Consider the following 25,856-nt stretch of genomic DNA (forward strand, 5'->3'; position numbering starts at 1 on the left):
ACACGAAAGACGGAAACTCCGGCCGAAATGGCCATGCCCAGGCAGGGGCAAAGCAACGACGAACCGCAAAAGGTTCGCATTGAAGGCGCAAGTGGGAATGTCGAGCAGGACAAATCCCAAGGTGGTAGTATTGATGGGTGGCCCTTCCGCGGAACGCGAGGTGTCTCTCAGTTCAGGTCGCGAATGTGCGGCTGCCTTGGTGAAAGCGGGATATGACGTGGTCGAGGTCGATGCAGGCCCCGATCTTTCTGCGCGTCTGAGCGATATCAAGCCCGATGTGGTGTTCAACGCCCTGCATGGCCGCTGGGGCGAGGACGGCTGCGTGCAGGGTATCCTTGAATGGCTGCGCATCCCCTATACCCATTCCGGTGTGCTGGCCTCGGCCCTTGCGATGGACAAGGAAAAGTCCAAGGCCGCGTTTCGGATTGCCGGTTTGCCCGTTGTCGATAGCGTTCTGGCGGCGCGTGACGATGTGCGGGCGCGCCATGTGATGCCGCCACCCTATGTGGTGAAACCCAATAACGAAGGGTCCAGCGTTGGCATCTATCTGGTGCATGACGCGGCCAATGGCCCGCCGCAACTGGACGACACCATGCCCGACACGGTCATGGTTGAAACCTACGCGCCGGGTCGCGAGCTGACGACCACCGTGATGGGCGAACGTGCGCTGACCGTGACGGATATCCTGACCGACGGTTGGTATGACTATGATGCCAAGTATAAAGAGGGCGGGTCGCGCCACGTGGTGCCCGCCGATCTGCCGCGCGACATTTTCGACGCTTGCATGGATTACGCCCTGCGCGCTCATGATGCACTGGGGTGTCGCGGTGTCAGCCGCACCGACTTCCGCTGGGACGACACCCGCGGTTTGGACGGGTTGATCCTGCTTGAAACCAATACCCAACCGGGGATGACACCAACATCCCTGTCCCCCGAACAGGCCGCGCATGTCGGAATATCCTTTCCCGACATGTGCCGCTGGATGGTGGAGGATGCCTCATGCGCGCGCTGAAATCAGGCTTGCGCCGTGATCCGGCCCCGTCCCGCTGGGGCTATCGCTATCAGCGCCTGATGCTGACGCCGCTGTTCCGGCGCATGATCAAGGTCGGGCTGCCTGTGGGGCTGGTGGTGTTCGCGCTTGGCTTCTGGGTGATCCACGAAGACAACCGCGCGATGATTGCCGATAAATACGCGCAGACCATTGACAGTATCCAGCAGCGCCCGGAATTCATGGTGCAGATGATGGCCGTGGACGGCGCGGATGATGCACTTGCCAGTGACGTGCGCGAAGTCCTGCCGGTGGAATTCCCGATCTCGTCGTTTGATCTGGACCTCGAGGAAATGCGCCAGACCGTCGAAGCCTTGAATGCCGTGGCCGATGCCACGTTGCGGGTGCGTCCGGGCGGCATCTTGCAGGTTGATATCGTGCAGCGAGTGCCGGTGGCCGTTTGGCGCCAGTCGGACGGGCTGCGCCTGATTGATGCGGACGGGCATATCGTCGGGCCGCTGCATTTCCGTGCGGATCGCGCCGATCTGCCGCTGATTGCCGGTGACGGTGCGCGCGAACAACTGGCCGAAGGCTTGCAGCTTTACCGTGCCGCTGGCCCGTTGGCACCGCGCATGCGTGGGGTGATGCGGATGGGTGAACGCCGCTGGGATATCGTGCTGGACCGCGACCAGCGCATTCTGTTGCCCACCGATGATCCCGTCAGCGCCTTTGAACGGGTCGTCGCACTGGCGCAGGCCCGGGACATGCTGGAACGGGACGTTGTCGTGGTCGATATGCGCAATCCGGACCGGCCAACGGTGCGTTTGAATGAACAGGCGGTCGCAGCAATGCGCGCCATTAATATGACCGATGGGGAATAGGGTAGTAATGAAAGAGCTGTATCAAAGCCAGCGCGCCATGCGCAACATGCGCCAAGCAGCCATGCAACGCGGTGTCATCGCCATTCTGGACGTGGGCACATCCAAAATCGCCTGCCTTGTCCTGCGCTTTGACGGGCCCGAACGGTTCCGCGACAGCGATGGTGTGGGATCAATGGCGGGGCAGTCGTCGTTTCGTGTGATCGGGGCCGCCACGACGCGTTCGCGCGGTGTGCGTTTTGGCGAGGTCGAGGCGATGTCGGAAACCGAGCGCGCCATTCGCACCGCGCTTCAGGCCGCGCAGAAAATGGCCAACGTGCGCGTTGATCATGTGATTGCCTGCCTGTCGGGCGCGCGGCCACGGTCTTATGGGCTGGACGGCGCGATTGATCTGGCCGGTGGGTTGGTGAGTGAGGGTGATATCGGCCGCGTCTTGGCGGCCTGCGATGTCCCTGATTATGGCGATGGGCGCGAAGTGCTGCATGCCCAGCCCGTGAATTTCGCGCTGGATAACCGCACCGGCATGGGCGACCCGCGCGGCCAGATCGGCCAGCGCCTGTCAACGGACATGCATTTGCTGACGGTCGAAGCCTCGGCGATCCAGAACCTTCTTTACTGTATCAACCGGTGCGATCTTGAGCTGGCGGGGCTTGCGTCATCGGCCTATGTGTCGGGCATTTCCGCGCTGGTCGAGGACGAACAGGAACTTGGCGCGGCCTGTATTGATCTGGGTGGCGGCTCGACCGGCATTTCCGTCTTTATCAAGAAACACATGATCTATTCCGATGCGGTGCGCATGGGCGGCGACCATGTGACCAGCGACATTTCCATGGGGCTTCAGGTGCCCACGGCCACGGCCGAACGGATCAAGACATTTTATGGCGGCGTTGTCGCCACGGGGATGGATGACCGCGAGATGATCGAGATTGGCGGCGACACAGGCGATTGGGAACATGACCGCCGCACCGTCAGCCGCGCCGAACTGATCGGCATCATGCGTCCCCGCGTCGAGGAAATTCTGGAAGAAGTGCGCGTGCGACTGGATGCGGCGGGTTTTGAACACCTGCCCAGCCAGCAGATCGTGCTGACAGGCGGCGCAAGCCAGATCCCCGGACTGGACGGATTGGCGTCCAAGATTTTGGGCCAGCAGGTGCGCCTTGGCCGCCCGCTGCGTGTGCACGGATTGCCACAGGCCGCGACCGGCCCGGCATTTGCAAGTGCGGTGGGGCTGTCGCTTTTCGCGGCAAATCCACAAGACGAATGGTGGGATTTTGAAATCCCGGCCGAAAAATACCCCGCGCGTTCGCTAAAACGGGCGGTAAAATGGTTTAAGGACAACTGGTGATACGCAAGATATTGCCGATTGCCCGAAATCCGGCGGGAAAAGTCGTTAAAGGGGCCACATTTTGCGGTTCTTTCGTGTTTTTTCCGTGACGATCCGGCCCTATCCCGTTAGGATCGGACAAATATAGGCGAATTTGCCCGATGGGACGGGCCAAAAACAGGCGGACAGAGCAATGACATTGAACCTTTCCATGCCCGGACAGGAAGAATTGAAGCCCCGCATCACCGTGTTCGGTGTTGGCGGTGCAGGTGGCAACGCGGTGAACAACATGATCGAGCAAGAGCTTGAGGGTGTTGAATTTGTCGTCGCCAACACGGACGCACAGGCGCTTCAGCAGTCTCGCTCGGATGCGAAAATCCAGATGGGCGTCAAAGTCACCGAAGGTCTGGGCGCGGGTGCACGCGCCACTGTCGGTGCCGCCGCCGCCGAGGAAAGCATCGAACAGATCGTTGATCATCTGGCCGGCGCACACATGTGTTTCATCACCGCAGGCATGGGCGGGGGCACCGGCACAGGTGCCGCGCCGATCATCGCGCAGGCCGCGCGCGAACTGGGTGTGCTGACCGTCGGTGTTGTCACCAAGCCGTTCCAGTTCGAAGGCGGCAAGCGCATGAAGCAGGCCGACGAGGGCATCGAAGCCCTGCAAAAGGTCGTTGATACGCTGATCATCATTCCCAACCAGAACCTGTTCCGGATGGCGACGGAAAACACCACATTCACCGAAGCTTTCGCTTTGGCCGATGACGTTCTGTATCAGGGCGTCAAGGGTGTGACCGATCTGATGGTCCGCCCCGGCCTGATCAACCTTGATTTCGCCGATGTTCGCGCCGTGATGGACGAAATGGGCAAGGCGATGATGGGAACAGGCGAAGCCGATGGTCAGGACCGCGCCGTGCAAGCCGCCGAAAAGGCAATCGCCAACCCGCTTCTGGACGAAATCAGCCTCGAAGGCGCGCGCGGCGTGCTGATCAACATCACCGGTGGTTACGATCTGACGCTGTTCGAACTGGACGAGGCCGCCAACAAGATTCGCGAAAAGGTAGATCCCGATGCCAATATCATCGTCGGTTCGACCTTGGATACCAGCATGGAAGGCCGGATGCGCGTTTCGGTCGTGGCCACAGGCATCGACGCCGTGACCAGCCAGTCCGCGATGCCGGTGCCGCGCCGGTCCATGGCGCAGCCTTTGGCGCAGCATGTCGCAGCTGAAGAACCAGTCGCAGCACCCGAAGCGGAACCAGTCGCTGCCCGCACCGAAGAGGTTGCCGCTCAGGCACCTTCCCAGGACCTGTTTGACGACGAACAATACACCGCCGCCGAACAAGCCGAGGACATCTTCGAGCCAGCGCAGGACGAGGTTGCTGCCGATGACGGCCTGCCCGAACCTGCCTATCAGCCACGCCCCGAACCCGCGTTCGAGGCCGAGCCGGAAGCCTTTGTTGCGCCGCGCGCACCTGCAGCAGGCACGCCGTCACCCGATGCGATGGCCCGCCTGAAAGCCGCCGCAGAACAGCGTCAGGCCCCGCGCGAGCAAGCGCCCGCCGCGGCCCCCGCCGCTGCCGAGGAAAAGCCGCGTTTCGGGATCAACTCGCTGATCAACCGCATGACCGGCCATGCCGCTGAACAGCAGGCCGAGGCCCGCCCGCAGCCGCAAGTCACTGCCCTGCGCGAAGAGCCAGCCGCCGACCCGGAACAGGAGCGGATCGAAATTCCTGCCTTCCTGCGCCGTCAGGCCAACTAAAACACGTCACAATTTGACAATGGAGGGGCCGCAGCAATGCGGCCCTTTTTGTTTGCAATCAAAGGGTTGTCGGCGCGAAAGCGGCAATCCGCGCGTCTGTTACAGGGATGTTTCAGAACGTTGCAAACTGTGAGTTGAGGATCGGCGCGCCACACCTTACCTGATGGTCAACCAAAACCTGAGGGGCGACTCTGTGCAGTCAACGTTGAAATCAGCAGTCACGTTTCAAGGCGTCGGTCTTCATTCCGGCCGCCCTGTGACCATGGTCGTGCGCCCCGCGCTGGCCAGCACGGGCATTGTGTTTTGCCGCACGGATGTTTTGGGGCGCAACCCCGTAATTCCCGCGTTGTGGCATCATGTGATTGTCTCGCCGCTGAACACGCGGATCGAAAACAGTGACGGTGTGGTGGTTTCAACCATCGAACACGTCATGGCCGCGCTTGCCGGTTGCGGTATCACCAATGCGCGCATTGATATCGACAGTGCCGAAGTGCCAATCATGGACGGCAGCGCCGCCGCCTTTGTGCGCGCCTTTGTCGATGCGGGCGTTCTGGCGCAGTCCAGCCCGCTGCGTGCCATCGAAATTCTGGCTCCGATCGAGGTCAAGCGCGATGACAGCATCGCGCGTCTTGATCCCGCGACCAGCTTGCAAATCGACTTTGCCATTGATTTTGAAGATGCGGCCATCGGGCATCAGGCCAAGGCACTGAACATGGCCAACGGCACCTTTGTGCGTGAACTTTGCGACAGTCGCACCTTCTGCCGCAAGGCAGATGTGGACGCGATGCATGCCAACGGGCTGGCGCTTGGCGGCACCTATGAAAACGCCGTGGTCGTGGATGGGGACGCTGTTCTCAGCCCAGGTGGTTTGCGCCACAAGGACGAAGCCGTGCGCCACAAGATGCTGGACGCATTGGGCGATCTTTATACCGCAGGTGCGCCGATCTTGGGGCGCTATACCGGTGTGCGCGCAGGTCATGCGATGACAAACCGGTTGCTGCGCGCGCTGTTTGACACACCTGATGCCTGGCGTTGGGTGACAGTGGATGCCGCAAGTGCGGCGCGTTTGCCCGGTGTTGGCGTCAGCCGCGCCGATCTTTACGCCGTGGCCTGACGCAGGGATGCGCAAAAGGCATTTTGCCCCCGATTTTTCTATGCTAGACCAAAAGGCAAGAGGAGGGCTTTGACCCTCACAGGATACTATTCGGGGGCGTCTTGATGTCAGGTCGCAGCAGTTCGTCAAAATCGCGGGCCCTCTTGGCCGCAGCCGCGCTTGCCATGTCATTGACGGCGGCATGCGGCGGCCTTGACACGCGCACGCCGGACGCGCTCGACAGCTACTCGGCCGAAGAAATCTTTCAGCGCGGCGAATATGAACTGGAACGCGGGCAGGCCGATGATGCCGCCTTTTACTTTAGCGAAATCGAACGGCTTTACCCCTACAGCGAATGGGCCAAACGCGCGCTGATCATGCAGGCATTTGCCTATCATCGTGACCGCGACTATCCCAACAGCCGCGCCGCCGCGCAGCGTTATATCGACTTCTATCCGGTCGACGAGGATGCCGCATATGCGCAGTATTTGCTGGCCCTGTCCTATTACGATCAGATCGACGAAGTGGGCCGTGATCAGGGTCTGACCTTTCAGGCGCTGCAAGCCTTGCGCGTTGTCATCGAACGTTATCCCGACAGTGAATACGCGCGCTCCTCGATCCTGAAGTTCGATCTGGCCTTTGACCATCTGGCCGCCAAGGAAATGGAAATCGGGCGCTACTATCTGCGCCGTGGCCACTATGCCGCCGCGATCAACCGTTTCCGCATCGTGGTCGAGGATTTCCAGACAACCAGTCACACCGCCGAGGCGTTGCATCGTCTGGTCGAAAGCTATCTGTCTTTGGGTCTGACCGACGAAGCACAGACTGCAGGCGCCATTCTGGGCCACAACTACCAGTCCACCGAATGGTATCAGGACAGCTATGCCTTGCTGACCGGTCGCGGCCTTGATGCGCGTGACATGGGCGACAACTGGCTTTCTGCGATCTACCGTCAGGTGGTGCGGGGCGAATGGCTTTGACGGGATGACCCCCAAGGCCTTGGTGCACCATGCTACGTCATCTTGAAATCAGGGACATGCTGATCATCGACCACTTGGACCTTGCGTTCCAGCCGGGTCTGAATGTGCTGACCGGTGAAACCGGCGCGGGCAAGTCTATCTTGCTGGATTCATTGGGGTTTGTGCTGGGTTGGCGTGGGCGCGCCGAACTGGTGCGCGCCGGTGCCGATCAGGGCGAAGTGACGGCGGTGTTCGATTTGCCAGCCGGTCACGCGGCCCATGACGTGTTGCAAGATGCAGGGATCGCGGCCGAGGATGATCTGATCCTGCGCCGCATCAACACCACGGACGGGCGCAAGACCGCGTGGGTCAATGACCGGCGTGTCAGTGGCGAGGTGCTGCGCGCCTTGTCCGATACCTTGATCGAACTGCATGGCCAGAACGATGATCGCGGGCTTTTGAATCCGCGCGGCCACCGGCAATTGCTGGATGATTTCGCCGCGGCCAGCCCCTTGGTTGATGCAACGCGCAGCGCTTGGCGCGCGCTGGCTACTGCGCAAAAGGCGCTGCACGCTGCCGAGGCCAGGATCGCCGAAGCCCGCGCCGAGGAAGACTATCTGCGCCATGCGGTCGCCGAACTTGATCAACTGGCCCCCGAAGCGGGCGAGGAAGCCAAACTTGATGCGGCGCGCCGACTGATGCAGGCGGCCGAGAAGATCCGCGAAGACATCGCCCGCGCCCGCGAAGCTTTGGGCCTGCAGGGCGCCGAAGGGATGATCACCGACGCGTCCCGCTGGTTGGGCGGTGTGGCGGATCGTGCCGAAGGGCAGCTGGATGCGCCGATGGCCGCGTTGGAACGCGTGATGCTCGATCTGGACGAGGCGCAACAGGGGGTCGAGGCCTGTCTGGACGCGCTTGCCTTTAACCCGCACGAGTTGGAAGAGTGCGAAGAACGCCTGTTCGCGATCCGTGGCCTGGCGCGCAAGCACGATGTCCTGCCCGACGATCTGGGTGATTTTGCTGACGGGCTGCGCGCGCGTCTGACGGTATTGGACAGTGGCGCGGCTGATCTGGCGGCGCTGACGCGGGCAGTTGCAGATGCGCAGGCCGCGTATGACAAAGCGGCGCAAAAGCTGGGTGCGGCACGGCGCGCCGCCGCGACCCGTCTGGACAGCGCCATGGCAGCCGAACTTGCCCCCCTCAAGATGGAACGCGCTGTTTTCGCAACGGAAATCACAGGTGCCGACGCCGGGCCTGACGGTATCGACGCAGTATCCTTTACCGTGGCGACCAACCCTGGCGCGCCTGCCGGACCACTGGGTAAAATCGCCTCGGGCGGCGAACTTAGCCGGTTCCTGCTTGCGCTCAAGGTGTGCCTGACAGGGGAAGACAGCGATCTCACGTTGATTTTCGACGAGATTGATCGCGGTGTCGGCGGGGCCACCGCCGATGCGGTCGGGCGCCGTTTGGCCGATCTGGCGCAGGGCGGGCAGGTGCTTGTGGTGACCCATTCACCGCAGGTCGCGGCCTTGGGCGGACATCACTGGCGCGTTGAAAAGCAGCAGGACGACAGCGTCACGCTGTCAACTGTCGTGGCGCTCGACGGCCATGCGCGGATCGACGAAATCGCACGCATGCTGTCGGGCGACCGCGTCACCGACGAGGCCCGCGCGGCAGCCCGCGCCCTGATGGATGCCTGATAAACCTTGCAAGACGGTGACGGGAATATCGCAGCCAACGGCGATCAGATCGGCGCGACCCGATCGCCCGCAAACAACAACGGCCGGACGGTGTTTTGCACGGAAATACGTTTGTGCCATTGCCACCATCCGGCCTGTCATTGCGCCGCAGATGCGGCTGTTTTGAAAAATGTGCGTTGTGACCACTCACCTTCACGCGGCACGTTGAAAATCTAATCTGGTGCCTTTCGGCGGTTTGGAAAAAGCAGCGTCTCTATGGAATCAGAATACAATAATGGCAGGTAGGCGTCATACCCCAAACAGGGTAATGCCCGGTTAACCCTGTTGAAATTCTTCGATTAACGGGACGACATCGCGCCATTTCAGGAAAAACAACAACTGACCCGCGTCTGGATAGACGCGAAAATCAATCCACGGGTGATCGTTTTGATGTTCGCTCAATGTGGCGGGCGGCACCTGCGGGTCTTGCAATCCGTTCAGGAACACCACGGGCACCGACCCTTTCAGCGCCGCAACTTCGGCGGTCCAATCGGTGGTTTCATGTGCGATGACCTCGCGCGAAAACGCGTCATGGGCCGAATGGGTGTCCGACAGGGCAACTTCGGATCCGCAGACGATCGCCTCATAGACTTCGTCAATTTCAAAGGTTGCCACATCGGCTTGCGACTTGCCGTAAACCGCGTTCACGAAACCCCGCTTGCCCAGCTTGCGTGCAAGGGCAAAACCGGCCTTGACCATAAAGGGCAAAAGGTGCGGCGTATAGCGCGCGCCGGCCAGAATAAAGCGGTGCCATTTGTCCATGCGTTCGTATTGTTCGGCCCGCGTCAAAGGCAGGACACCCGCGCAACAGATCAACCCGGTCAGACGTTCGGGATAGGCTGCGTGAAAGGCGATGGCGATGAAACTGTCGCCACCCAGGGTGATCAGCGGCAGCTTGTCCACGCCCAGATGATCCAGCAGCGCGCACATGTCATCGGCCAGTTGCGCCACATAAGGCACGCCTTTGCGCAGCGGCGTCGACATGCCGTAACCGGGGCGCACAGGCACTATGATCTTGATGCCACGGCGCGCGGCTTCGGCCTCGGCGCTGGCGGGCCAGCGCACCAATCCATAATCCAGAGGGAAGAAAAAGCAGGGTTTGCCCGCCGGATCGCCCAGGATCAGGTAATCAAGGCGGCGCCCGTCCACCGTTGTCATGCTTTGGAACGGTCGCGGTTCAAGCGTGTCGAACCCTTGGGATGTTTCAGGTGTCTGTGCGGCAATTTCCTCGGAAAACTGCGCGATTTCCATGGTCGACAGGGTCAGGCGCACCAGTTCGGACTGGCTGCGCGTTTCGGTCTTGCCCATCACCGATTTCAGTTGCGCGCGTATCGTATCAATGCTGCGCCCGCGCGCATCGGCAATATCGCTCAGGGACTGGCCAAGAGTGAGCCCGCGCACCACCTCGATTTCGGTGGGCGACAGATCAAAGGCGGTGTGCAGCATGTCGCCAAAGGCGGCGGGCCATTGCACCTGGGAACTTAGAATGATCACGAAGGGCTGCTTGTCCGCAGGGGTCACGATCCGCAAATGTGCCACCATCGGTCGGTCCGTTTCGGCCATCCGCAGCCGCAAGATCACCGGATCGTGGGAATTGCCGTTGATCAACCGGTCGGCCTGCGCGGTCAAAAGCGCGGCCTCGCCATCGGCCAGTGGCAGTTCGCGCAAATGCGCACCGCTGGTCACACCAAACACCTGTGCACCTGCGGCATTGACCGCGATCAGACGCAAGGACTTGTCGACCGCCAGCGCCGCCGTCTGCCTGATCCGTGCGATCATCGCTTGCGGCGTGTCGTTTTCGGTTTCCGCGATAAAGCGGTCCAGCACCTTGTCGGCCCGCTGGAAGTGGCCGGTAAAGGCATCAAGCCCAAGGGCAGGCGCACCGCTCTCATTCGCGCTTGCGGCCCGTTGAGGGGCAATCATTGCCTCCCAGTGGTCCAGCAGTTCCTCATAACGCATCGGGTTGACCGCCACCTCGTATAGGCGGTCGATCACCCCACCGTCATCGGCGGCGTCTTTCGGTGTATCGCGGTCAGAAGTCATTGTGCAGCATTCACTTCCCTTATCGCATCATAGCCTTACACGTCGGAAAAAGCGAACATTTCCCACTGAGTAGCCAAACAGGCCAAGATATCCGTTTTTCCGACCCCATCCCTCTTGCCCTTTGGCGTGATCCAGCCATGCTGGGCTTCAAATTGGTGCGACGGGCAAGGAAATCAATGGCCAATCAGGACGATCATTGGATTGAGAAGACACGTTCCGCGCTGCAACAGACCTTGTCACATGGCTGGGAAATGGTGCGCACACGTGGCCCGTCACAAGTGCAATTCTGGTTTATTGCGCTGGTGATCGGCATTGCCGCCGGATTTGCTGCGCTGTTGTTTCGTTTGGGCATCGAATGGCTGCAAGCATTGCTCTACGGCACCGATGACGTGAACCGCCTGCACAGCTTTGCCGCCTCGCTGGAATGGTACTGGGTCCTGGCGATCCCGATTTGCGGCGGGCTGGTGGTTGGTATCTTGCTGGACCGTTTTACCGATGACGGGCGCGTGCGCTCGGTCGCGGATGTGATCGAGGGGGCCGCGCTGAATGACGGGCGGGTCGAGGTGCGCCGCGGGGCCGTATCGGCGTTGGCCAGCTTTATCACCCTGTCGTCAGGCGGGTCATCAGGGCGTGAAGGGCCGGTGGTGCATCTGGCGGCTGTGGTATCGACGATGATCTGCCGTCTGATCCGCGCCGACGGGATCACCGGGCGCGACCTGCTGGGCTGTGCCGTGGCGGCGGCCGTTTCGGCCAGCTTTAACGCGCCCATTGCCGGTGCCTTGTTCGCGCTCGAGGTGATCCTGCGCCACTTTGCCGTCCATGCCTTTGCGCCGATCGTGATTGCCAGTGTGACGGGCACGATCATCAGCCGCACTGCGCACGGCGACGTCACCGAATTTATCCTGCCCGTGGGCAACACGCTGTCGTTTTATGTGGAACTGCCCGCCTTTCTGATGCTGGGTCTGTTGTGCGGGTTGGTCGCGGTCATTCTGATGCGCGCGATCTTTTGGGCCGATGATATCGCCAACTACGTTCAGGCCCGCACTGGCCTGCCGCGCGGGTTGCGCCCGGCCGTGGCAGGGGCGTTGCTGGGCGCATTGGCGATCTATTTCCCGCATATCATCGGTGTCGGCTATGAAACCACATCCGAGGCCCTGACCGGCAAGCTGGTGTTCCACGAGGCGGTGGTTTTTGTCTGTCTCAAGATCATCGCGGTGGCGATCACCATGGGCGGGCGCATGGGCGGTGGGATATTTTCGCCCTCGCTGATGATTGGCGCATTGACCGGGCTGGCTTTTGGCATCGTCGCCACGGCGATCTTTCCGGACGTGTCGGGTGAACAGACGCTTTATGCGCTGGCAGGCATGGGCGCGGTGGCGGCGGCGGTGCTGGGTGCGCCGATTTCCACCACGCTGATCGTGTTCGAATTGACGGGCGATTGGCAAACCGGGCTGGCGGTGATGGTGGCCGTGTCGCTGTCAACGGCACTGTCATCACGGCTTGTGGACCGGTCGTTCTTTTTGACAACACTGGAACGGCAGGGCATCCATCTGGCCGCCGGCCCGCAAGCCTATTTGCTGGCCACCTTCAAGGTTGCATCAGTCATGCGCGCCAAAGACGCGAAACGCGCCGCGCCCCAAGACCGCTGCTGGGACATGATCGAGGAAGGCACCTATATCGACGGCAATGCCACGTTGGAACAGGCCATGCCGATTTTCGAGGCAACGAATGCAACGTTTATTCCCGTCGTGACCTTGGGCGGAGAGGACAGCCCACCCGAATTATGGGGTGCTTTGTTTCAGGTCGATGCCCTCAGGGCGCTGAACCGTGCCCTGGCCGATATTTCAGCCGAAGAACACTCCTAGACCTGCTCGACGGCGACCTTGTTGCCATAAAACGCAAGGTGGCCCGCGATATCGGTCACGGCGTCCTTTGGCGCTTCGTAGGACCAGGCCGCATCGGCAATCGTGCCGCTTTTGGCCGCGATGTTGTAATAGGTTGCCTGACCCTTGTGCGGGCAGGAGGATGTGGTGTCTGACTTATCCAGAAAGGCCATCGCGATATCTTCGCGCGGGATGTAGATCACCGGTGGATAGCTGCCTTCGGTCAGTTCCAGTGCGCGGGTGGTTTCCCCCAACACGGCACCGCCGGCGCGCACGACATAGGTGCCATTGACCGGCCTGATGGTGATATGGTCGCTCATGGATGTTCCCCCGCATGTCGTTGCGCACTGATTACAGTGGCGCGCAGGCCTTGTCGAGCCACGCAAGTGCGTCGCCATCAACACGGGGGCCGATCAGCGCCAGAGTCGCGGCGTGATAATCGTTCAGCCAAGCGCGTTCATCCGCGGTCAGCAACTGTGCATCAATCAGCTGGCGATCAATCGGCACATGGGTCAGCGTGTCGAATGCCAGCATCGCGCGGTCGTCGGCGCCCTTCAGGGCGGGCGCATCGACCACGGTGATCAGGTTCTCGATGCGGATGCCGAACGCACCCTCGCGGTAATACCCCGGTTCGTTGGACAGGATCATGCCGCGTTCCAGCGGGATGGGCGCGGCGCGGCGCGAAATGCCCTGCGGGCCTTCGTGGACACTTAGGTAGGCACCTACACCGTGGCCCGTGCCGTGATCATAGTCCATCCCCGCCAGCCAAAGGGGATAGCGCGCCAGCGAATCCAGATGCGCACCCGTCACGCCCACGGGGAACCGCGCGCGGCTGATTGCGATCATCCCTTGCAAGACACGGGTGAAACAGGCGCGCTGTTCGTGCGTTGGCGCGCCAATGGCCAAGGTGCGGGTGATGTCGGTGGTCCCGTCGATATACTGGCCGCCACTGTCGACAAGCAGCAATTCACCCTCGCGCACAGGCCGGTTCGTGCTTTCGGTCACGCGGTAATGCACCACGGCGCCGTGTTCGCCCGCACCGCTGATGGTTTCAAAGCTGATATCAAGCAGGGCGTTGGTCGCACGGCGGAACCCTTCCAGCGCCGTGACCACATCAATTTCGGTAAGGCGCCCTTTGGGGGCTTCGCAGTCAAGCCACGCAAGGAAATTCACCATCGCCGCTCCGTCGCGCAAATGCGCGGCGCGCGCGCCCGCAATTTCCGCATCGGTCTTGATCGCCTTGGGCAAAAGGCAGGGATCATCGCCCTGCGCAACCTTGATGCCAGCCTGTTCCAGCGTGTCGGCAACGATTTGCGGCGCAGATTTCGGGTCGATCTGCACGGGGCCTTTCAACGTGGCCAGCGCGCCCAAAAATGTGCTTTCATCGTGTATTGTCACATCCGCCCCAAGGTGCAGCGCGATCCCGTCCGCCTTGCCCTTGCGCGCAAACAGTTCGACCTGACCACTGGCGTGGATCACGGCGAATGCCTGCGGGACAGGGTTGCGTTCCACATCCGTGCCACGGATATTGAGCAGCCAAGCGATGCTGTCGGGCAGGGTCAAAACGGCCGAGGCAACCCCCGCCTTGGTCAATTCGGTCGCGATCCCGGCGCGTTTATCGGCGTGGGATTTGCCTGCCAGATCATCAGGATAGGCGGTAAAGGCTGCCATAGGTGGGGCAGGGCGATCGTCCCAGATGTCATCGACAAGGTTGGCAGTCGCAACGATCTGGATGCCCTTGGGGGCAAGGTCTTTGCGCAGCCCGTCAATTTCCTTTGCGGTGTGAAGCCACGGATCAAATCCAACCTTGGCACCTGTCGTCAAACGCTCGCCCAGCCAATCGGCCAGCTGCACCTCGGGCGAATGCACGGGCGTGAACACATCCGCCACCTGATCGCGCACCTGCACACGGTAGCGCCCGTCGATGAACACACTCGCAATATCGGACAACACGCAGGCAAACCCCGCCGATCCGGTAAACCCCGTCAGCCATTCAAGGCGGGCATCACTGGGGGCCACATATTCGCCCTGATGGGCATCTGCGCGCGGCACCAGAAATCCATCTACGTTGACCGCCGCCATGGCCTTGCGCAGGGCTTTCAGCCGCGGCGGGCCTTGGGCGGGAGAGGCGCTGTCGGCGAAGGTTTGGAACATCTAGCCGACCTTTTTCATCCCCAGAACCCGTGCGCGTTTGCGCGGGTCTGTGTCGAACAGTGACGCCAGTTGTTCGGTCATCGCGCCCGCCAGTTGTTCCACATCCGTGATCGTCACGGCGCGGTCGTAATAGCGGGTCACGTCATGGCCGATGCCGATGGCGATCAGTTCGACCATCTTGCGTTTCTCGACCATCGCGATCACGTCGCGCAGGTGTTTTTCCAGGTAATTCGCGGGGTTAACCGACAAAGTTGAATCGTCCACCGGCGCGCCGTCACTGATCACCATCAGCACTTTGCGGGCCTCGCGGCGCGCGGCCATACGCCGGTGCGCCCATTCCAGCGCCTCGCCGTCGATGTTCTCTTTCAGCAGGCCTTCTTTCATCATCAAGCCCAGATTATCGCGCGAACGCCGCCACGGGGCATCGGCACTTTTGTAGATGATGTGGCGTAGATCGTTCAAACGGCCGGGCTGTTGCGGGCGCCCGTCAGCCAGCCATGCTTCGCGGCTGCTGCCACCCTTCCATGCGCGGGTGGTGAACCCGAGGATTTCAACCTTGACCTGACAGCGCTCCAGCGTGCGCGCCAGAACATCTGCACAAATCGCGGCAATCGAAATCGGGCGGCCCCGCATCGAGCCGGAGTTATCCAGCAGCAGCGTCACGCAGGTATCGCGGAATTCGGTGTCTTTTTCGACTTTGAAAGACAGCGGTGTGGTCGGGTTGGCGACCACGCGCGCCAGACGTCCAGCGTCCAGAATGCCTTCCTCGCGGTCAAACTCCCATGACCGGTTTTGCTGCGCCTGAAGGCGACGTTGCAACTTGTTGGCAAGGCGCGAGACGGCCCCTTTCAGGGGTTCCAGCTGCTGATCCAGATAGGCGCGCAGGCGTTCCAATTCGGCAGGTTCAGCCAAGTCCTCGGCGCCTATTTCTTCATCGAAATCAGTCTTGTAAACGGCATAGTTCGGGTCGGCGTCCGATACGGGCTGGGGCGCGGGCGGATCAAGCGGGGCCTCGCCTTCGGGCATCTCGGTCTCGTCGGCCATTTCCTCGTCGGCGAGGTCATCCATCGAAACCTGCGCCTGACTGGCGTCTTGCTGGTCCTCTTGGGATTGCTCGGCGCTGGCTTCGGCTTCTTCGTCTTCGCCGTCGTCTTCACCGGTGCTGTCGGGTTGTTCTTCGTCCTCCTCGGACTGGTCCGCCTGATCTTCCTCGTCCTCGCCGCTGTCGGGGTCATCGCCCAACTGGTCGCCATACCCCAGATCCTCGATCATCTTGCGGGCGAATTTGGCAAAGGCCTGTTGGTCGCCAATGGTATCCTCTAGCGCATCCAGCGTGCCACCTGCCTGACCCTCGATAAAGTCGCGCCAGAGGCCCATGATATTGTCGGCGCCCTTGGGCAGATCGCGCCCTGTCGCAAGGTGGCGGATCAGATAGCCCGCGGCGGTCGCCAGCGGCGCTTCGGCCTTGTCGCGGATTTGGTTGTAGCCTTTGCGCGCGGCCTCGTTGCCGATTTTCGCGTCGATATTGCCTGCGGTGCCCGGCATGTGGCGCGCGCCCACGGCCTCGACCCGCGCGGTTTCCATCGCCTCGTATAGGTCGCGGGCCATCTGCCCTTGGGGCATGTATTTCGCGGCGATTTTCGGGTCGTGGAATTTGTGGCGGAGGGCAAAAGCATCCGCCGTGCCACGGGCCAACAGCACCTCGTCGCGGGTCATACGCCGCGTCACCTGTGGCAGCCGGATCGTTTCCGCCGTCTGACCCGCCGGATCAACCGAATAGCTGACCGTCAATTCAGGGTCGTCCGCCATGACCTTGGTCGCCTCGGCGAGGGCCTTTTTGAACGGATCAGCAGGGTTGTCAGTGGGTTTAGACACGTTTCGCCATTTCTATGTAAGGTGGGTCAAGACCCACGTTACTGTTAACCGAGGCTGAGGCTCGCGGCACTCTCCGGCAGTTCTTCGTCAAAACACCGCTGGTAGAATTCCGCCACAGTCTGGCGCTCCAGTTCGTCGCATTTGTTGAGGAAGCTCAGGCGGAAGGCATAGCCCACATCATGGAAAATCCGCGCGTTTTCGGCCCATGCGATGACGGTGCGTGGCGACATCACGGTGGACAGATCGCCGTTCATGAACGCGGTGCGGGTCAGGTCGGCGACCGTCACCATCTGCGAAATCGTCTTGCGGCCTTTTTCGTTGTTGAACGTGGGTGCCTTGGACAACACAATCGCGGTTTCCGCATCGTGGGACAGATAATTCAGCGTGGCGACCAGCGACCAGCGGTCCATCTGCGCCTGGTTGATCTGCTGGGTGCCGTGATAAAGCCCCGTCGTGTCGCCCAGACCCACAGTGTTGGCCGTGGCGAACAGGCGGAAGTATTTGTTGGGCGTGATAATCTCGTTCTGGTCCATCAGGGTCAGCTTGCCGTCATGTTCCAGCACGCGCTGGATTACGAACATCACATCGGCGCGCCCCGCGTCATATTCATCAAACACCAGCGCCACAGGATTGCGCAGCGCCCAGGGCAAGATGCCTTCGTGGAATTCGGTAACCTGCTTGCCGTCGCGCAGTTTGATCGCGTCCTTGCCGATCAGGTCAATCCGCGAAATGTGGCTGTCAAGGTTCACACGCACCGTGGGCCAGTTCAGCCGTGCGCCGACCTGTTCGATATGCGTGGATTTACCCGTGCCGTGGTAGCCCTGCACCATGACGCGGCGGTTATAGCCATAGCCCGCAAGGATCGCCAAGGTCGTGTCGGGATCAAACTTGTAGGTCGGGTCAATCGCAGGCACGCGGTCGCTGGGTTCGGCAAACCCTTTGATTGTCATGTCTGTGTCGATGCCAAACACATCACGGACCGAAAAGTCTTCGGTGGGTTTTGCCTGCATGTCGGTGTTGCCGTCGGCCATCGGTCGTGCCTTCCATTTCATTGTATTCGCGCCGTGTCGGGATGCAACATATCGCACCCGCCTGCAAGGGGAAGGGGGGTGTTGCCTTTTGCGCAAACTGCGCGATGTTAGGGGGGAAAGAGGTGGCAATGACGACAGTGCAGGACATTGAAACGATGATTTCACGCGTGGCCCTTGGGGACCGCGCGGCGTTTGATGCGCTCTATGCTGCGACCTCGGCGAAACTTTTCGGGGTGTGCCTGCGTGTCTTGGGCAACCGGGCCGAAGCCGAGGATGCCCTACAAGAGATTTACGTCAAGGTCTGGAACAAGGCCGACCGCTATCAGATGAACGGGTTCAGCCCGATGACATGGCTGATCACGCTGTCGCGCAACCACGCGATTGACCGCCTACGCGCGCGCCGCGATCGCGGGGCGGGCATGGACGAGGCCGCCGCGATTGCCGATGGCGCACCGGGCCCCGAGGATCTGGCCGTTGCCGCATCCGAGGCGCGACAGATCGCCGCCTGCATGGCCGAATTGCCCCCCGATCGGGCCGAAGCCGTGCGCCGCGCCTATCTGGAGGGCGAAACCTACAAGGAGCTGGCCGCGCGCTATGACCAGCCCCTCAATACGATCCGCACCTGGCTGCGCCGCAGCCTGTTGAAGCTTAGGGAGTGTCTGTCCACATGACACAAGCGTTTGAACAAGAGGAAGGCCGCGCACTGGCCGCCGAATATGCGCTTGGGCTGCTGGACAGCGCCGAGGCCCGCGCCTTTGAGGATGCATTGGCGACAGACCCTGATCTGCGCGATGAATACGCGAACTGGGCAACCACATTCGCTGCGATGACCAATGATATTGCGGCCGTTGCCCCGCCTGCATCGGCGAAGGTGGCGATTGATGCGGTGCTGTTTGGCAAACCGCGCAGTGTCTGGCAGCGTATCGGTCTGATGCCGGCCCTGCTGGGGGCCACGGCGGCGGCGCTGATCCTGTTCGTTGTCGTCAATCTGGGGCTGCTGGCGCCTGCGCCCACACCAACTTATGTGGCGGAAATCGCCGCCGAGGATCAAAGCCTGATCGTCACGGCCGCCTTTGATGAAACGTCACGCACCCTAAGCGTGAGCCGCGCCGCGGGGTCTGCACGCGACGGGCGCGCGCTGGAACTGTGGCTGATCGCGGGGGAAAACGCCCCTGTGTCACTGGGCGTTCTGCCCGATGATCCCAATGCCAGTCTGACCGTGCCTGCCGATCTGGTGGCGGCCCTGAACGGTGGTGTGTTGGCAATCAGCGACGAACCGCTTGGCGGTTCGCCCACGGGTGCGCCCACGGGCGTAGTGCTGGCGGTTGGTCCGCTCACGACCCTGTGATCGGATAATCTGAAACTTGGGCCAGCGGGCCAACGTGTCTTGGGGGTAATTCGGGCAAAAACGCCCGAAATAACCAAAGGAGAGACACAATGATCCGCACGACACTTCTTGCCGCCACGACATCCCTGACACTGACAGGCATGGCACTGGCCGAGGCCCATGCGACAAATCCGATGGTCGGCGGCGCTGAAATGAGCGCCGAAATGGACATCATCGCCAATGCGATGAATTCGCCGATCCACACGACGCTGGTCGCGGCTGTTGCACAGGCTGGTCTGGTCGAAACCCTTCAGGGCGAAGGCCCGTTCACCGTGTTTGCGCCGACCGACGAAGCCTTCGGGATGATCTCTGATGAAACGCTGGGTGCCTTGATGATGGATGAAAACAAGGAACAACTGGCGCAAATCCTGACATGCCATGTGGTTGCTGCCGACGCCATGTCGAACGCAATTGCCGGTATGATCGCCGATGATGGCGGCGCGCACCCCGTGCCAACCGTGGGCGGCTGCACATTGACGGCGGAAATGGACGGGGACGACATCACGCTGACGGATGAAAACGGCCGCTTGGCCACCGTCACGATTGCGGATGTGAAACAGTCCAACGGCGTGATCCATGTGATCGACCGCGTGCTGCTGCCCAAGCAATAAATGCCGGGCGTCATCACCTGACCATCACATGATCGTGCGCCGCCCCACTTTGTCTGTCCCCGGGGCGGCGCATTTTGTTAGAACCCCTGCCAAAGGAGACCGTTATGAACCGCCGCACATTTACCCTTTCCGCGATGCTGGCCCCCTTGCTGGGGACAACCGCACACGCCCAGTCATTCGAAGTCACCCGCACCGAATCCGAATGGCGCGCCATGCTGAGCGACCTGCAATATCGCGTTATGCGTGAAGAAGCGACAGAACGGGCGTTTTCCAGCCCGCTCGACAAGCTTTATGACGCGGGCACGTATTTTTGCCGTGGCTGCGATTTGCCGCTTTATCCAAGTGACACGAAATACGACAGCGGCACCGGTTGGCCCAGCTTTTACGCAAGCCTGCCCGGCGCCATCGGCACCAAGCCCGATCCGGGCCTGTTTGGCACCCGCACCGAATGCCATTGCCGCCGCTGCGGCAGCCACCTTGGGCATGTTTTTGATGACGGCCCCGCGCCAACGGGCAAACGCCATTGCCTGAACGGCGTGTCATTGGTGTTCCGCGCCGCCTGATTTACCGAAATCCTGCACGACCTTTCGGGGCGGCTGCACAGATCGTGCGCCGCCCCTTTGCATTTGTCCTGCTAGCCAAGAGAAAACGCGAATGGAAAGGGACGTCATGACATATCAAACGAAACGGGTGCTGCTGGCGGCGCTGTTGATCGGGCTGACGGGCGGATGCGTCGGCGTGGTCATGGAGGTTGTTCACGCAACTCCGTCAAACCATGGGGAATGGTTGCCGGGGCAGGGCTGGCTTGTGCCGCTTGTCGCATTCCCGGGGGCGGCGCTGGCAGGCGCGTTGTGCACATGGTCTTTCGGTCGGGCCGGACCTGCGGGATGGTTTTGGGCGTTGGGCGGCGCGGTGCTGGCGACAATCCTGGGCGGGGCGCTTGGCGGGACGTTTCTGGCTGTCGGGATCGGCACGGTGTTGGGGGCGGCAGCAGTTGTCATCTACCTTGTCCAATTCCCGCTGCTACTGTTGCTTTGGCTGACATTGATGGCCTGCACCCACCTTGTTTTGCAGCATTATCTGCCGCGTCTGTCCACAGACCGGAAACAAAGCATTTCCCAAGTCGCGCCCTGATGCCACGTTGATGCCACCTTCGTTTGGCAATTAGCCGGGGAACGTGAACGGAGTCTCTATGCGCAAGCTATGGCGTAATCGTCAAATCCCGACCCAAGGTGAACGCGCCCGCGCGCTTGCCTATATTGCCGTGGCGTTGTTTGGCGCGGGGTTTGCATTCGTGACCGTGACGCGGATGAATGGCGAACGGGTGTTGGGCACGGGGCTCACATGGTATGATCTGTGGATCGTGATCAGTGGCGGGATTGGCGCGGCCGCAGCCTTGTTTCTGGCGCGCGACAAGATTGGCCAGCCTGGCCTGCGCGGCGTCTATCGTGCGGCCTTTGGCACGGTCTGGATCAGCTTTGTCGGCGCGCTGATCGCAGGCACGCTTGCGCTGCCGCTTTACGGCACGATGTTCGGCCCGTTCACACTGGGCGTGACCCTTACAAGCGCGCCGATGCTTGCAATGCTGTGGTTTGCCAACCTTCTGTCGGTGCACGTGTTGATGTTACGCTGGCACATCGAGCGCGAGTCGATCTTTGCCAAGCCTGTGCCGCCGATGCCGGTGCGCAGATCGTCACACCGCCTGCGCATGGCAGGCCGCGTCAGTTAACTGGTAAAGTGGCGGCTGGTCTTGATCTGGTCCCAGGCCCAAACAACTTCAGCCAGCTGTTCCTCTTGCGAGCGGTCCCCGCCATTCATGTCGGGATGCAGCACCTTGATCAGCGACTTGTAGGCCTTGCGAATTTCCGTCTTGGTCCAGTGATCCTTGGCTTCAAGAATATCAATCGCGCGCCGTTCCGTCGGGGGCAGCTTGCGGGTTGATCCGGTCACTGATTTGCCGGGGTTTTGCGTCGCATTCTGGCCCAACACCTGATGCGGGTCGTCCACACCCAGCCGCGCCCAAGCCCGCTGTTCTTCGGATTTCTTGCCGAAAGGTTTGGTTTCGCGTTCCCAGACGCGATCCTTGTCGACCTGTTCCAGATATTCCTTTTCGGTCGATCCGTCGAAAAAGTTCCACTTCAGGTTATACTCGCGCGCGTGGTCCTTACAGAACCAATAGTAGTCATCCAGAATATCGGGCGATTTCGGCGCACGGTATTTGCCCGATTCCTCGCATCCCGGATTGTCGCAGACACGGGTCGAGGTTTCAGACGCACCCGACATGCCGCGCCGTCCGCGCGGGTTTTTCTTTTTGGAGCTCGACACCGACATGTCGAAACCGAAGGGATCGCTTTTGGCCATTTGTATGTCTTACCTTTTCGACTCGGACGCATGAGTTTAAGCCGTGTGTCAGCAGATTGAAGGGGCAAAGGGCAAAATAATGCAGCTTGAGCAAGAAATTCACACCGCTTTGACGGAGGCACTGGCACCGACCTCGCTTGAGGTGATCAACGAAAGCTATATGCACGCAGGTCACGCGGGCGATGACGGGTCGGGCGAAAGCCATTGGCGGATCGTGATTTCCGCGCCGTCACTGGCCGACATGTCACGCATTGCCCGCCATCGCGCGGTTCACGCAGCCCTTGGCGATCGGATCATCGGACGCATTCACGCCCTGAGCATCGACATCGTCTGATTACTCGGCGGCGACTCCGGTTTTTTCCGGCGTGTCAGGGGTAGGTTCGGCGTTGACGTTGTCCTGGGGTGTTACGTCTTGCGACAGTGTTTCGGTCACGCGTTCCTCGGGCTTGGCGATCATGGGCAGGGGGGCCGGAGCGGCAAGGGCCACAGGCGTCGGGTCAAGTTCGCGTGGCGCGAGGTTTGCGTCGTCTTCAATCGCACGGCGAAACACCAGCATGTTCTGAAACGTGGTCGTGCGCCCCGTCAGTCCGGCGCGTTCTTCGCAAGGCAGCGTGTCGGTGCGCTGGTATTCCCAGCCCTGCGCGCCCATCTCGTTCATCACCACCTCAAGCGCATTGGCAAAGCGCCCCTCGGGAGTTTTCACACCTTTGGCGCGCTGGCCCTTTTTGGGGGCGGGCACAACTTTGTAGGCATAGGTGGTCATGGCAGAATCCTTTGAACGACTGCGCCAATCTATCAACTGCGCCGCCCAAGTCCAACGCCGGCCTTGAAAAATCGTCGCATAACAAAAAGGGCCGCCCTGATCACAGGACGGCCCAAGATGTAGTGGTGTCGGGCTTATTCCGCAGCGGGTGCGAAAGTGGCCAGATACGCGTAAAGGTCCGCCGCATCCGTTTCGCTGCGCACTTTGAACGACATCTTGGAGCGCGCGCGCGCATCTTCGGTCACGTCGCGCAGCCACGCGGTTGGGTCCATGGTGTAGGCCACGAATGTGGCTTCGTCGAACACGGCACCGGTTTCGCCCGCAGCGACGATCGCGTCACCATAGCGGAAATCCTCGACTGTGCCGGGCGTCGCACCGGCGATCCCGAACAGGTTCGGCCCGACCTTGGCATTGCGGCCAGCAAGCACTTCGCCCTCGGCGTCAGCCACAACGTGACAGGCAACGCATTGGCGCGCGAACAGGGTTTCGCCGTTGGCGGCATCACCCGAAGCGTGGCTTTCGGCGAAAGCCGATCCGGCGATCACGGTCAAGGCGGCGGCGATTTTCAAAACGTTCATTCTCAACTCCAATTGGTTACCGGCAGCATCAGGCTGCCATTGGGTCCGGTCGACTATCTAGTCCTGTCACGCAGGCCCGTCTAGGGGGGGAAGGCGCGCCAAACGGTCACGCCTGCGTGGGTCAAAGCCCCAGTTTTTCGCTCACCAGTTTGTTGACGGCTGCGGGGTTGGCCTTGCCGCCTGTGGCTTTCATCACTTGCCCCACAAACCAGCCCGCCAGTTTCGGATTGGCCTTGGCCTTTTCCACCTGTGCGGGATTGGCGGCAATGATTTCGTCCACGGCTGCTTCGATGGCGCCGGTATCGGTGACTTGCTCCATCCCTTCGGTCTTGACGATTTCGACAGGGTCGCGGTCTTGGGTATAGGCGATGTCAAAAACGTCCTTGGCGATTTTGCCGCTGATCTTGTCGGACTTGATCAAAGCGACGATCTGCCCAATCCGCACTGCCGAAATCGGGCTTTCATCGATTCCCTTGTCGTCCTTTTTCAACCGGCCGAACAATTCGTTGATGACCCAGTTCGCCGCCAGCTTTCCGTCATTGCCCTGCGCAACCTGCTCAAAGAAGGCGGCGTTGGTCACATCGGCGGTCAACACGCTTGCGTCATAATCCGACAGTCCAAAATCAGTGATAAAGCGCGCCTTCTTGTCGTCGGGCAGTTCGGGCAGGGAGGCGGAAATGTCATCAACCCACGCCTGTTCAATTTCCAGCGGTAGCAGATCGGGATCGGGGAAATAGCGGTAATCATGCGCTTCTTCCTTGGAACGCATGGATCGTGTTTCGTTCTTGTCTGGATCATACAGGCGGGTTTCCTGAACGATCTTGCCCCCGTCTTCCAGAATGGCAATCTGGCGGCGGGCCTCGACGTCAATCGCGGCCTGAATGAAACGGGTGGAGTTCATGTTCTTGATCTCGCAGCGCGTGCCAAGATGGCCGAAGTCCTGCGTGGCCTGATATTTCTCGTAATCACCGGGGCGGCAGACCGATACGTTCACATCGGCGCGCAGGTTGCCGTTTTGCATATTGCCGTCACAGGTGCCCAGATAACGCAGGATCTGGCGTAGTTTCAGAACATAGGCCGCAGCCTCGTCCGCGCCGCGAATATCGGGGCGGGAAACGATCTCCATCAAGGCGACGCCCGTGCGGTTCAGATCGACAAACGACATGTTCGGGTCCATGTCGTGAATGGATTTGCCCGCGTCCTGTTCAAGGTGGATACGTTCGATACGCACAAGGCGCGCCAGCCCGTTGCCCATTTCAACCAGCACTTCGCCTTCGCCGACGATCGGGTGGTAAAGCTGGGAAATCTGATAGCCCTGCGGCAGATCGGGGTAGAAGTAATTCTTGCGGTCAAAGGCAGACATCAGGTTGATCTGTGCCTTCAGGCCCAGCCCGGTGCGCACGGCCTGCGCAACGCAGCCTTCGTTGATCACCGGCAACATGCCCGGCATGCCCGCGTCCACAAAGGCCACGTTGGAATTGGGTTCGGCCCCGAACAGGGTCGATGCGCCGGAAAACAGTTTCGCCGCTGTGGCGACCTGTGCATGGACCTCAAGCCCGATCACCAGTTCCCAATCGTGTTTCGCACCAGCGATTACCTTGGGTTTGGGGGCGTCATAAGTCAGGTCAAGCATGGGGTGATCCTTTGGGCGTCAACGGTGATTGAATAGGGGGTCTGGCGCAGGGCTTCAAGGCGTTGATGCGCGCCTTACCGCCCAAAATGGCCCCGCGCGTAGGGGGTGGGCTAGACGGAACCGTGGATTCCTTTGCATCTGACAGGATCATCAACAGCCCATGGCTTGAAATCATGACATTTTCTGCGCGTTCCCTGATTCTTTGTGCCGCCCTTGGCGCACTTGTCTCTGCCTGTAGCGCCCCCGAGGCCGCCACCCCCACCGCCGAACTGACAGCCGAAAGCTTTCCCGCCGCGATGCGCTGGGATCATTCGGCGCAAAGTGATGCATGGACCGCCGCCACCTTCACGGCGCTCGAAACCCACGGATCGCCGCTGCTAGATCTGGTCCCTGCCGATATCGCCAGCTGGTGCCCCGCATACCCTGACGCGGATGAAGAACAGCGCGCGGCTTTCTGGGCCGGGATGCTCAGCACGCTTGCCAAACACGAAAGCACATGGAATCCGCAGGCCGTTGGCGGCGGCGGGCGCTGGTTTGGTCTTGTGCAGATTGCCCCAGCCACCGCGCGCGGATATGGCTGTGCAGCCGGTTCAGGCGCGGCATTGCAGGACGGGTCTGCGAACCTGTCCTGTGCGGTGCGCATTGCCGCCGTGACGGTGCCGCGTGATGGGGTCGTTGCTGCTGGCGGGCGCGGTTTGGCCGCCGATTGGGGGCCGTTCCACAGTGCCGCCAAACGCGAAGACATGCGCGCCTGGGTATCGGCCCAGTCCTATTGCCAACCTTAAGGGTAGGCC

General features: G+C 61.1%; 25 protein-coding genes. 16 read left to right on the forward strand and 9 right to left on the reverse strand.

The window, feature by feature from the left end; genetic code table 11:
• Positions 1-97: 97 nt before the first annotated feature.
• From SJY21_RS15995 to recN, 7 genes are all read left to right on the forward strand, one after another.
• Entirely contained in the window at positions 98-1,012 is a 915-nt protein-coding gene (locus SJY21_RS15995; RefSeq protein WP_377512969.1) for a D-alanine--D-alanine ligase, read from the forward strand.
• The gene (locus tag SJY21_RS16000) at positions 1,000-1,869 is read left to right on the forward strand and encodes a cell division protein FtsQ/DivIB (RefSeq protein WP_377512971.1); all 870 of its coding nucleotides are present in this window, start codon (positions 1,000-1,002) and stop codon (positions 1,867-1,869) included. Before SJY21_RS15995 ends, SJY21_RS16000 begins: the two co-directional genes overlap by 13 nt.
• Before the next feature lie 7 nt (positions 1,870-1,876).
• Positions 1,877-3,211, forward strand: coding sequence for a cell division protein FtsA (gene ftsA / locus SJY21_RS16005; RefSeq protein ID WP_377512973.1), 1,335 nt, complete (start codon positions 1,877-1,879; stop codon positions 3,209-3,211).
• A 172-nt stretch (positions 3,212-3,383) separates the two neighbouring features.
• A complete protein-coding gene (gene ftsZ, locus SJY21_RS16010; protein WP_377512975.1) occupies positions 3,384-4,952 on the forward strand; it encodes a cell division protein FtsZ in 1,569 nt (522 codons plus the stop codon).
• 193 nt (positions 4,953-5,145) lie between these two features.
• The gene (gene lpxC, locus SJY21_RS16015; RefSeq protein ID WP_377512977.1) at positions 5,146-6,066 is read left to right on the forward strand and encodes a UDP-3-O-acyl-N-acetylglucosamine deacetylase; all 921 of its coding nucleotides are present in this window, start codon (positions 5,146-5,148) and stop codon (positions 6,064-6,066) included.
• Positions 6,067-6,170: 104 nt separating this feature from the next.
• On the forward strand, positions 6,171-7,025 hold the full coding sequence (locus tag SJY21_RS16020) for an outer membrane protein assembly factor BamD (protein ID WP_377512979.1): 855 nt from the start codon (positions 6,171-6,173) through the stop codon (positions 7,023-7,025).
• A 29-nt stretch (positions 7,026-7,054) separates the two neighbouring features.
• Positions 7,055-8,704 carry a DNA repair protein RecN gene (gene recN / locus SJY21_RS16025; protein ID WP_377512981.1) on the forward strand — a complete coding sequence of 550 codons (1,650 nt, stop codon included), beginning with the start codon at positions 7,055-7,057 and terminating at the stop codon, positions 8,702-8,704.
• Positions 8,705-9,019: 315 nt separating this feature from the next.
• Here the strand turns inward: recN and SJY21_RS16030 are convergent, their stop codons facing one another.
• Positions 9,020-10,786: a helix-turn-helix transcriptional regulator gene (locus SJY21_RS16030; RefSeq protein ID WP_377512983.1), complete on the reverse strand. Its 1,767-nt coding sequence runs from the start codon at positions 10,784-10,786 to the stop codon at positions 9,020-9,022.
• Between the two features lie 176 nt (positions 10,787-10,962).
• Here SJY21_RS16030 and SJY21_RS16035 point away from each other — a divergent pair, with 176 nt between their 5' ends.
• Positions 10,963-12,651 carry a chloride channel protein gene (locus SJY21_RS16035; protein WP_377512985.1) on the forward strand — a complete coding sequence of 563 codons (1,689 nt, stop codon included), beginning with the start codon at positions 10,963-10,965 and terminating at the stop codon, positions 12,649-12,651.
• Here the strand turns inward: SJY21_RS16035 and SJY21_RS16040 are convergent.
• From SJY21_RS16040 to cobS, 4 genes are read right to left on the reverse strand one after another with little or no spacing between them, the layout of a single operon-like run.
• Positions 12,648-12,989: a DUF427 domain-containing protein gene (locus tag SJY21_RS16040; RefSeq protein ID WP_377512987.1), complete on the reverse strand. Its 342-nt coding sequence runs from the start codon at positions 12,987-12,989 to the stop codon at positions 12,648-12,650. The two genes, SJY21_RS16035 and SJY21_RS16040, sit on opposite strands and share 4 nt — an antisense overlap.
• A 31-nt stretch (positions 12,990-13,020) precedes the next feature.
• The gene (locus SJY21_RS16045) at positions 13,021-14,823 is read right to left on the reverse strand and encodes an aminopeptidase P family protein (RefSeq protein WP_377512989.1); all 1,803 of its coding nucleotides are present in this window, start codon (positions 14,821-14,823) and stop codon (positions 13,021-13,023) included.
• A complete protein-coding gene (gene cobT, locus SJY21_RS16050) occupies positions 14,824-16,698 on the reverse strand; it encodes a cobaltochelatase subunit CobT (RefSeq protein WP_377512992.1) in 1,875 nt (624 codons plus the stop codon). It lies immediately after the preceding gene.
• A gap of 44 nt (positions 16,699-16,742) precedes the next feature.
• A complete protein-coding gene (gene cobS, locus SJY21_RS16055) occupies positions 16,743-17,729 on the reverse strand; it encodes a cobaltochelatase subunit CobS (protein ID WP_377512994.1) in 987 nt (328 codons plus the stop codon).
• A gap of 128 nt (positions 17,730-17,857) precedes the next feature.
• Between cobS and SJY21_RS16060 the strand changes: the two genes are divergently transcribed.
• The 6 genes from SJY21_RS16060 to SJY21_RS16085 all read left to right on the forward strand — a co-directional run bounded on the left by SJY21_RS16060 (position 17,858) and on the right by SJY21_RS16085 (position 21,456).
• Positions 17,858-18,400: a sigma-70 family RNA polymerase sigma factor gene (locus SJY21_RS16060; protein WP_377512996.1), complete on the forward strand. Its 543-nt coding sequence runs from the start codon at positions 17,858-17,860 to the stop codon at positions 18,398-18,400.
• Positions 18,397-19,077: an anti-sigma factor domain-containing protein gene (locus SJY21_RS16065; RefSeq protein ID WP_377512998.1), complete on the forward strand. Its 681-nt coding sequence runs from the start codon at positions 18,397-18,399 to the stop codon at positions 19,075-19,077. Before SJY21_RS16060 ends, SJY21_RS16065 begins: the two co-directional genes overlap by 4 nt.
• Positions 19,078-19,166: 89 nt before the next feature.
• Positions 19,167-19,727 (forward strand): fasciclin domain-containing protein, encoded by a 561-nt coding sequence (locus SJY21_RS16070; protein WP_377513000.1) that lies wholly within the window; start codon positions 19,167-19,169, stop codon positions 19,725-19,727.
• 104 nt (positions 19,728-19,831) lie between these two features.
• Positions 19,832-20,290 (forward strand): peptide-methionine (R)-S-oxide reductase MsrB, encoded by a 459-nt coding sequence (gene msrB, locus SJY21_RS16075; protein ID WP_377513002.1) that lies wholly within the window; start codon positions 19,832-19,834, stop codon positions 20,288-20,290.
• Positions 20,291-20,396: 106 nt separating this feature from the next.
• Positions 20,397-20,861, forward strand: coding sequence for a hypothetical protein (locus SJY21_RS16080; RefSeq protein WP_377513004.1), 465 nt, complete (start codon positions 20,397-20,399; stop codon positions 20,859-20,861).
• Between the two features lie 58 nt (positions 20,862-20,919).
• Positions 20,920-21,456, forward strand: a complete 537-nt coding sequence (locus SJY21_RS16085; protein WP_377513006.1) for a hypothetical protein — start codon at positions 20,920-20,922, stop codon at positions 21,454-21,456.
• Here the strand turns inward: SJY21_RS16085 and SJY21_RS16090 are convergent.
• Positions 21,453-22,088 carry a DnaJ domain-containing protein gene (locus SJY21_RS16090; protein WP_377513008.1) on the reverse strand — a complete coding sequence of 212 codons (636 nt, stop codon included), beginning with the start codon at positions 22,086-22,088 and terminating at the stop codon, positions 21,453-21,455. The two genes, SJY21_RS16085 and SJY21_RS16090, sit on opposite strands and share 4 nt — an antisense overlap.
• Before the next feature lie 79 nt (positions 22,089-22,167).
• Between SJY21_RS16090 and SJY21_RS16095 the strand changes: the two genes are divergently transcribed.
• Entirely contained in the window at positions 22,168-22,422 is a 255-nt protein-coding gene (locus SJY21_RS16095; RefSeq protein WP_377513010.1) for a BolA family protein, read from the forward strand.
• Here the strand turns inward: SJY21_RS16095 and SJY21_RS16100 are convergent, their stop codons facing one another.
• The 3 genes from SJY21_RS16100 to gatB form a co-directional block, all read right to left on the reverse strand.
• Positions 22,423-22,851 carry a DUF4177 domain-containing protein gene (locus SJY21_RS16100; protein WP_377513012.1) on the reverse strand — a complete coding sequence of 143 codons (429 nt, stop codon included), beginning with the start codon at positions 22,849-22,851 and terminating at the stop codon, positions 22,423-22,425. It abuts the gene before it with no gap.
• 134 nt (positions 22,852-22,985) lie between these two features.
• The gene (locus tag SJY21_RS16105; protein ID WP_377513014.1) at positions 22,986-23,429 is read right to left on the reverse strand and encodes a c-type cytochrome; all 444 of its coding nucleotides are present in this window, start codon (positions 23,427-23,429) and stop codon (positions 22,986-22,988) included.
• A 121-nt stretch (positions 23,430-23,550) separates the two neighbouring features.
• On the reverse strand, positions 23,551-25,062 hold the full coding sequence (gene gatB, locus SJY21_RS16110; RefSeq protein ID WP_377513016.1) for an Asp-tRNA(Asn)/Glu-tRNA(Gln) amidotransferase subunit GatB: 1,512 nt from the start codon (positions 25,060-25,062) through the stop codon (positions 23,551-23,553).
• 173 nt (positions 25,063-25,235) lie between these two features.
• Here gatB and SJY21_RS16115 point away from each other — a divergent pair, with 173 nt between their 5' ends.
• A complete protein-coding gene (locus tag SJY21_RS16115; RefSeq protein WP_377513018.1) occupies positions 25,236-25,847 on the forward strand; it encodes a transglycosylase SLT domain-containing protein in 612 nt (203 codons plus the stop codon).
• Positions 25,848-25,856: the final 9 nt, after the last annotated feature.

The sequence above is a fragment of the Octadecabacter sp. R77987 genome (assembly GCF_042466115.1).
In the GTDB taxonomy this organism is placed as follows: domain Bacteria; phylum Pseudomonadota; class Alphaproteobacteria; order Rhodobacterales; family Rhodobacteraceae; genus SW4.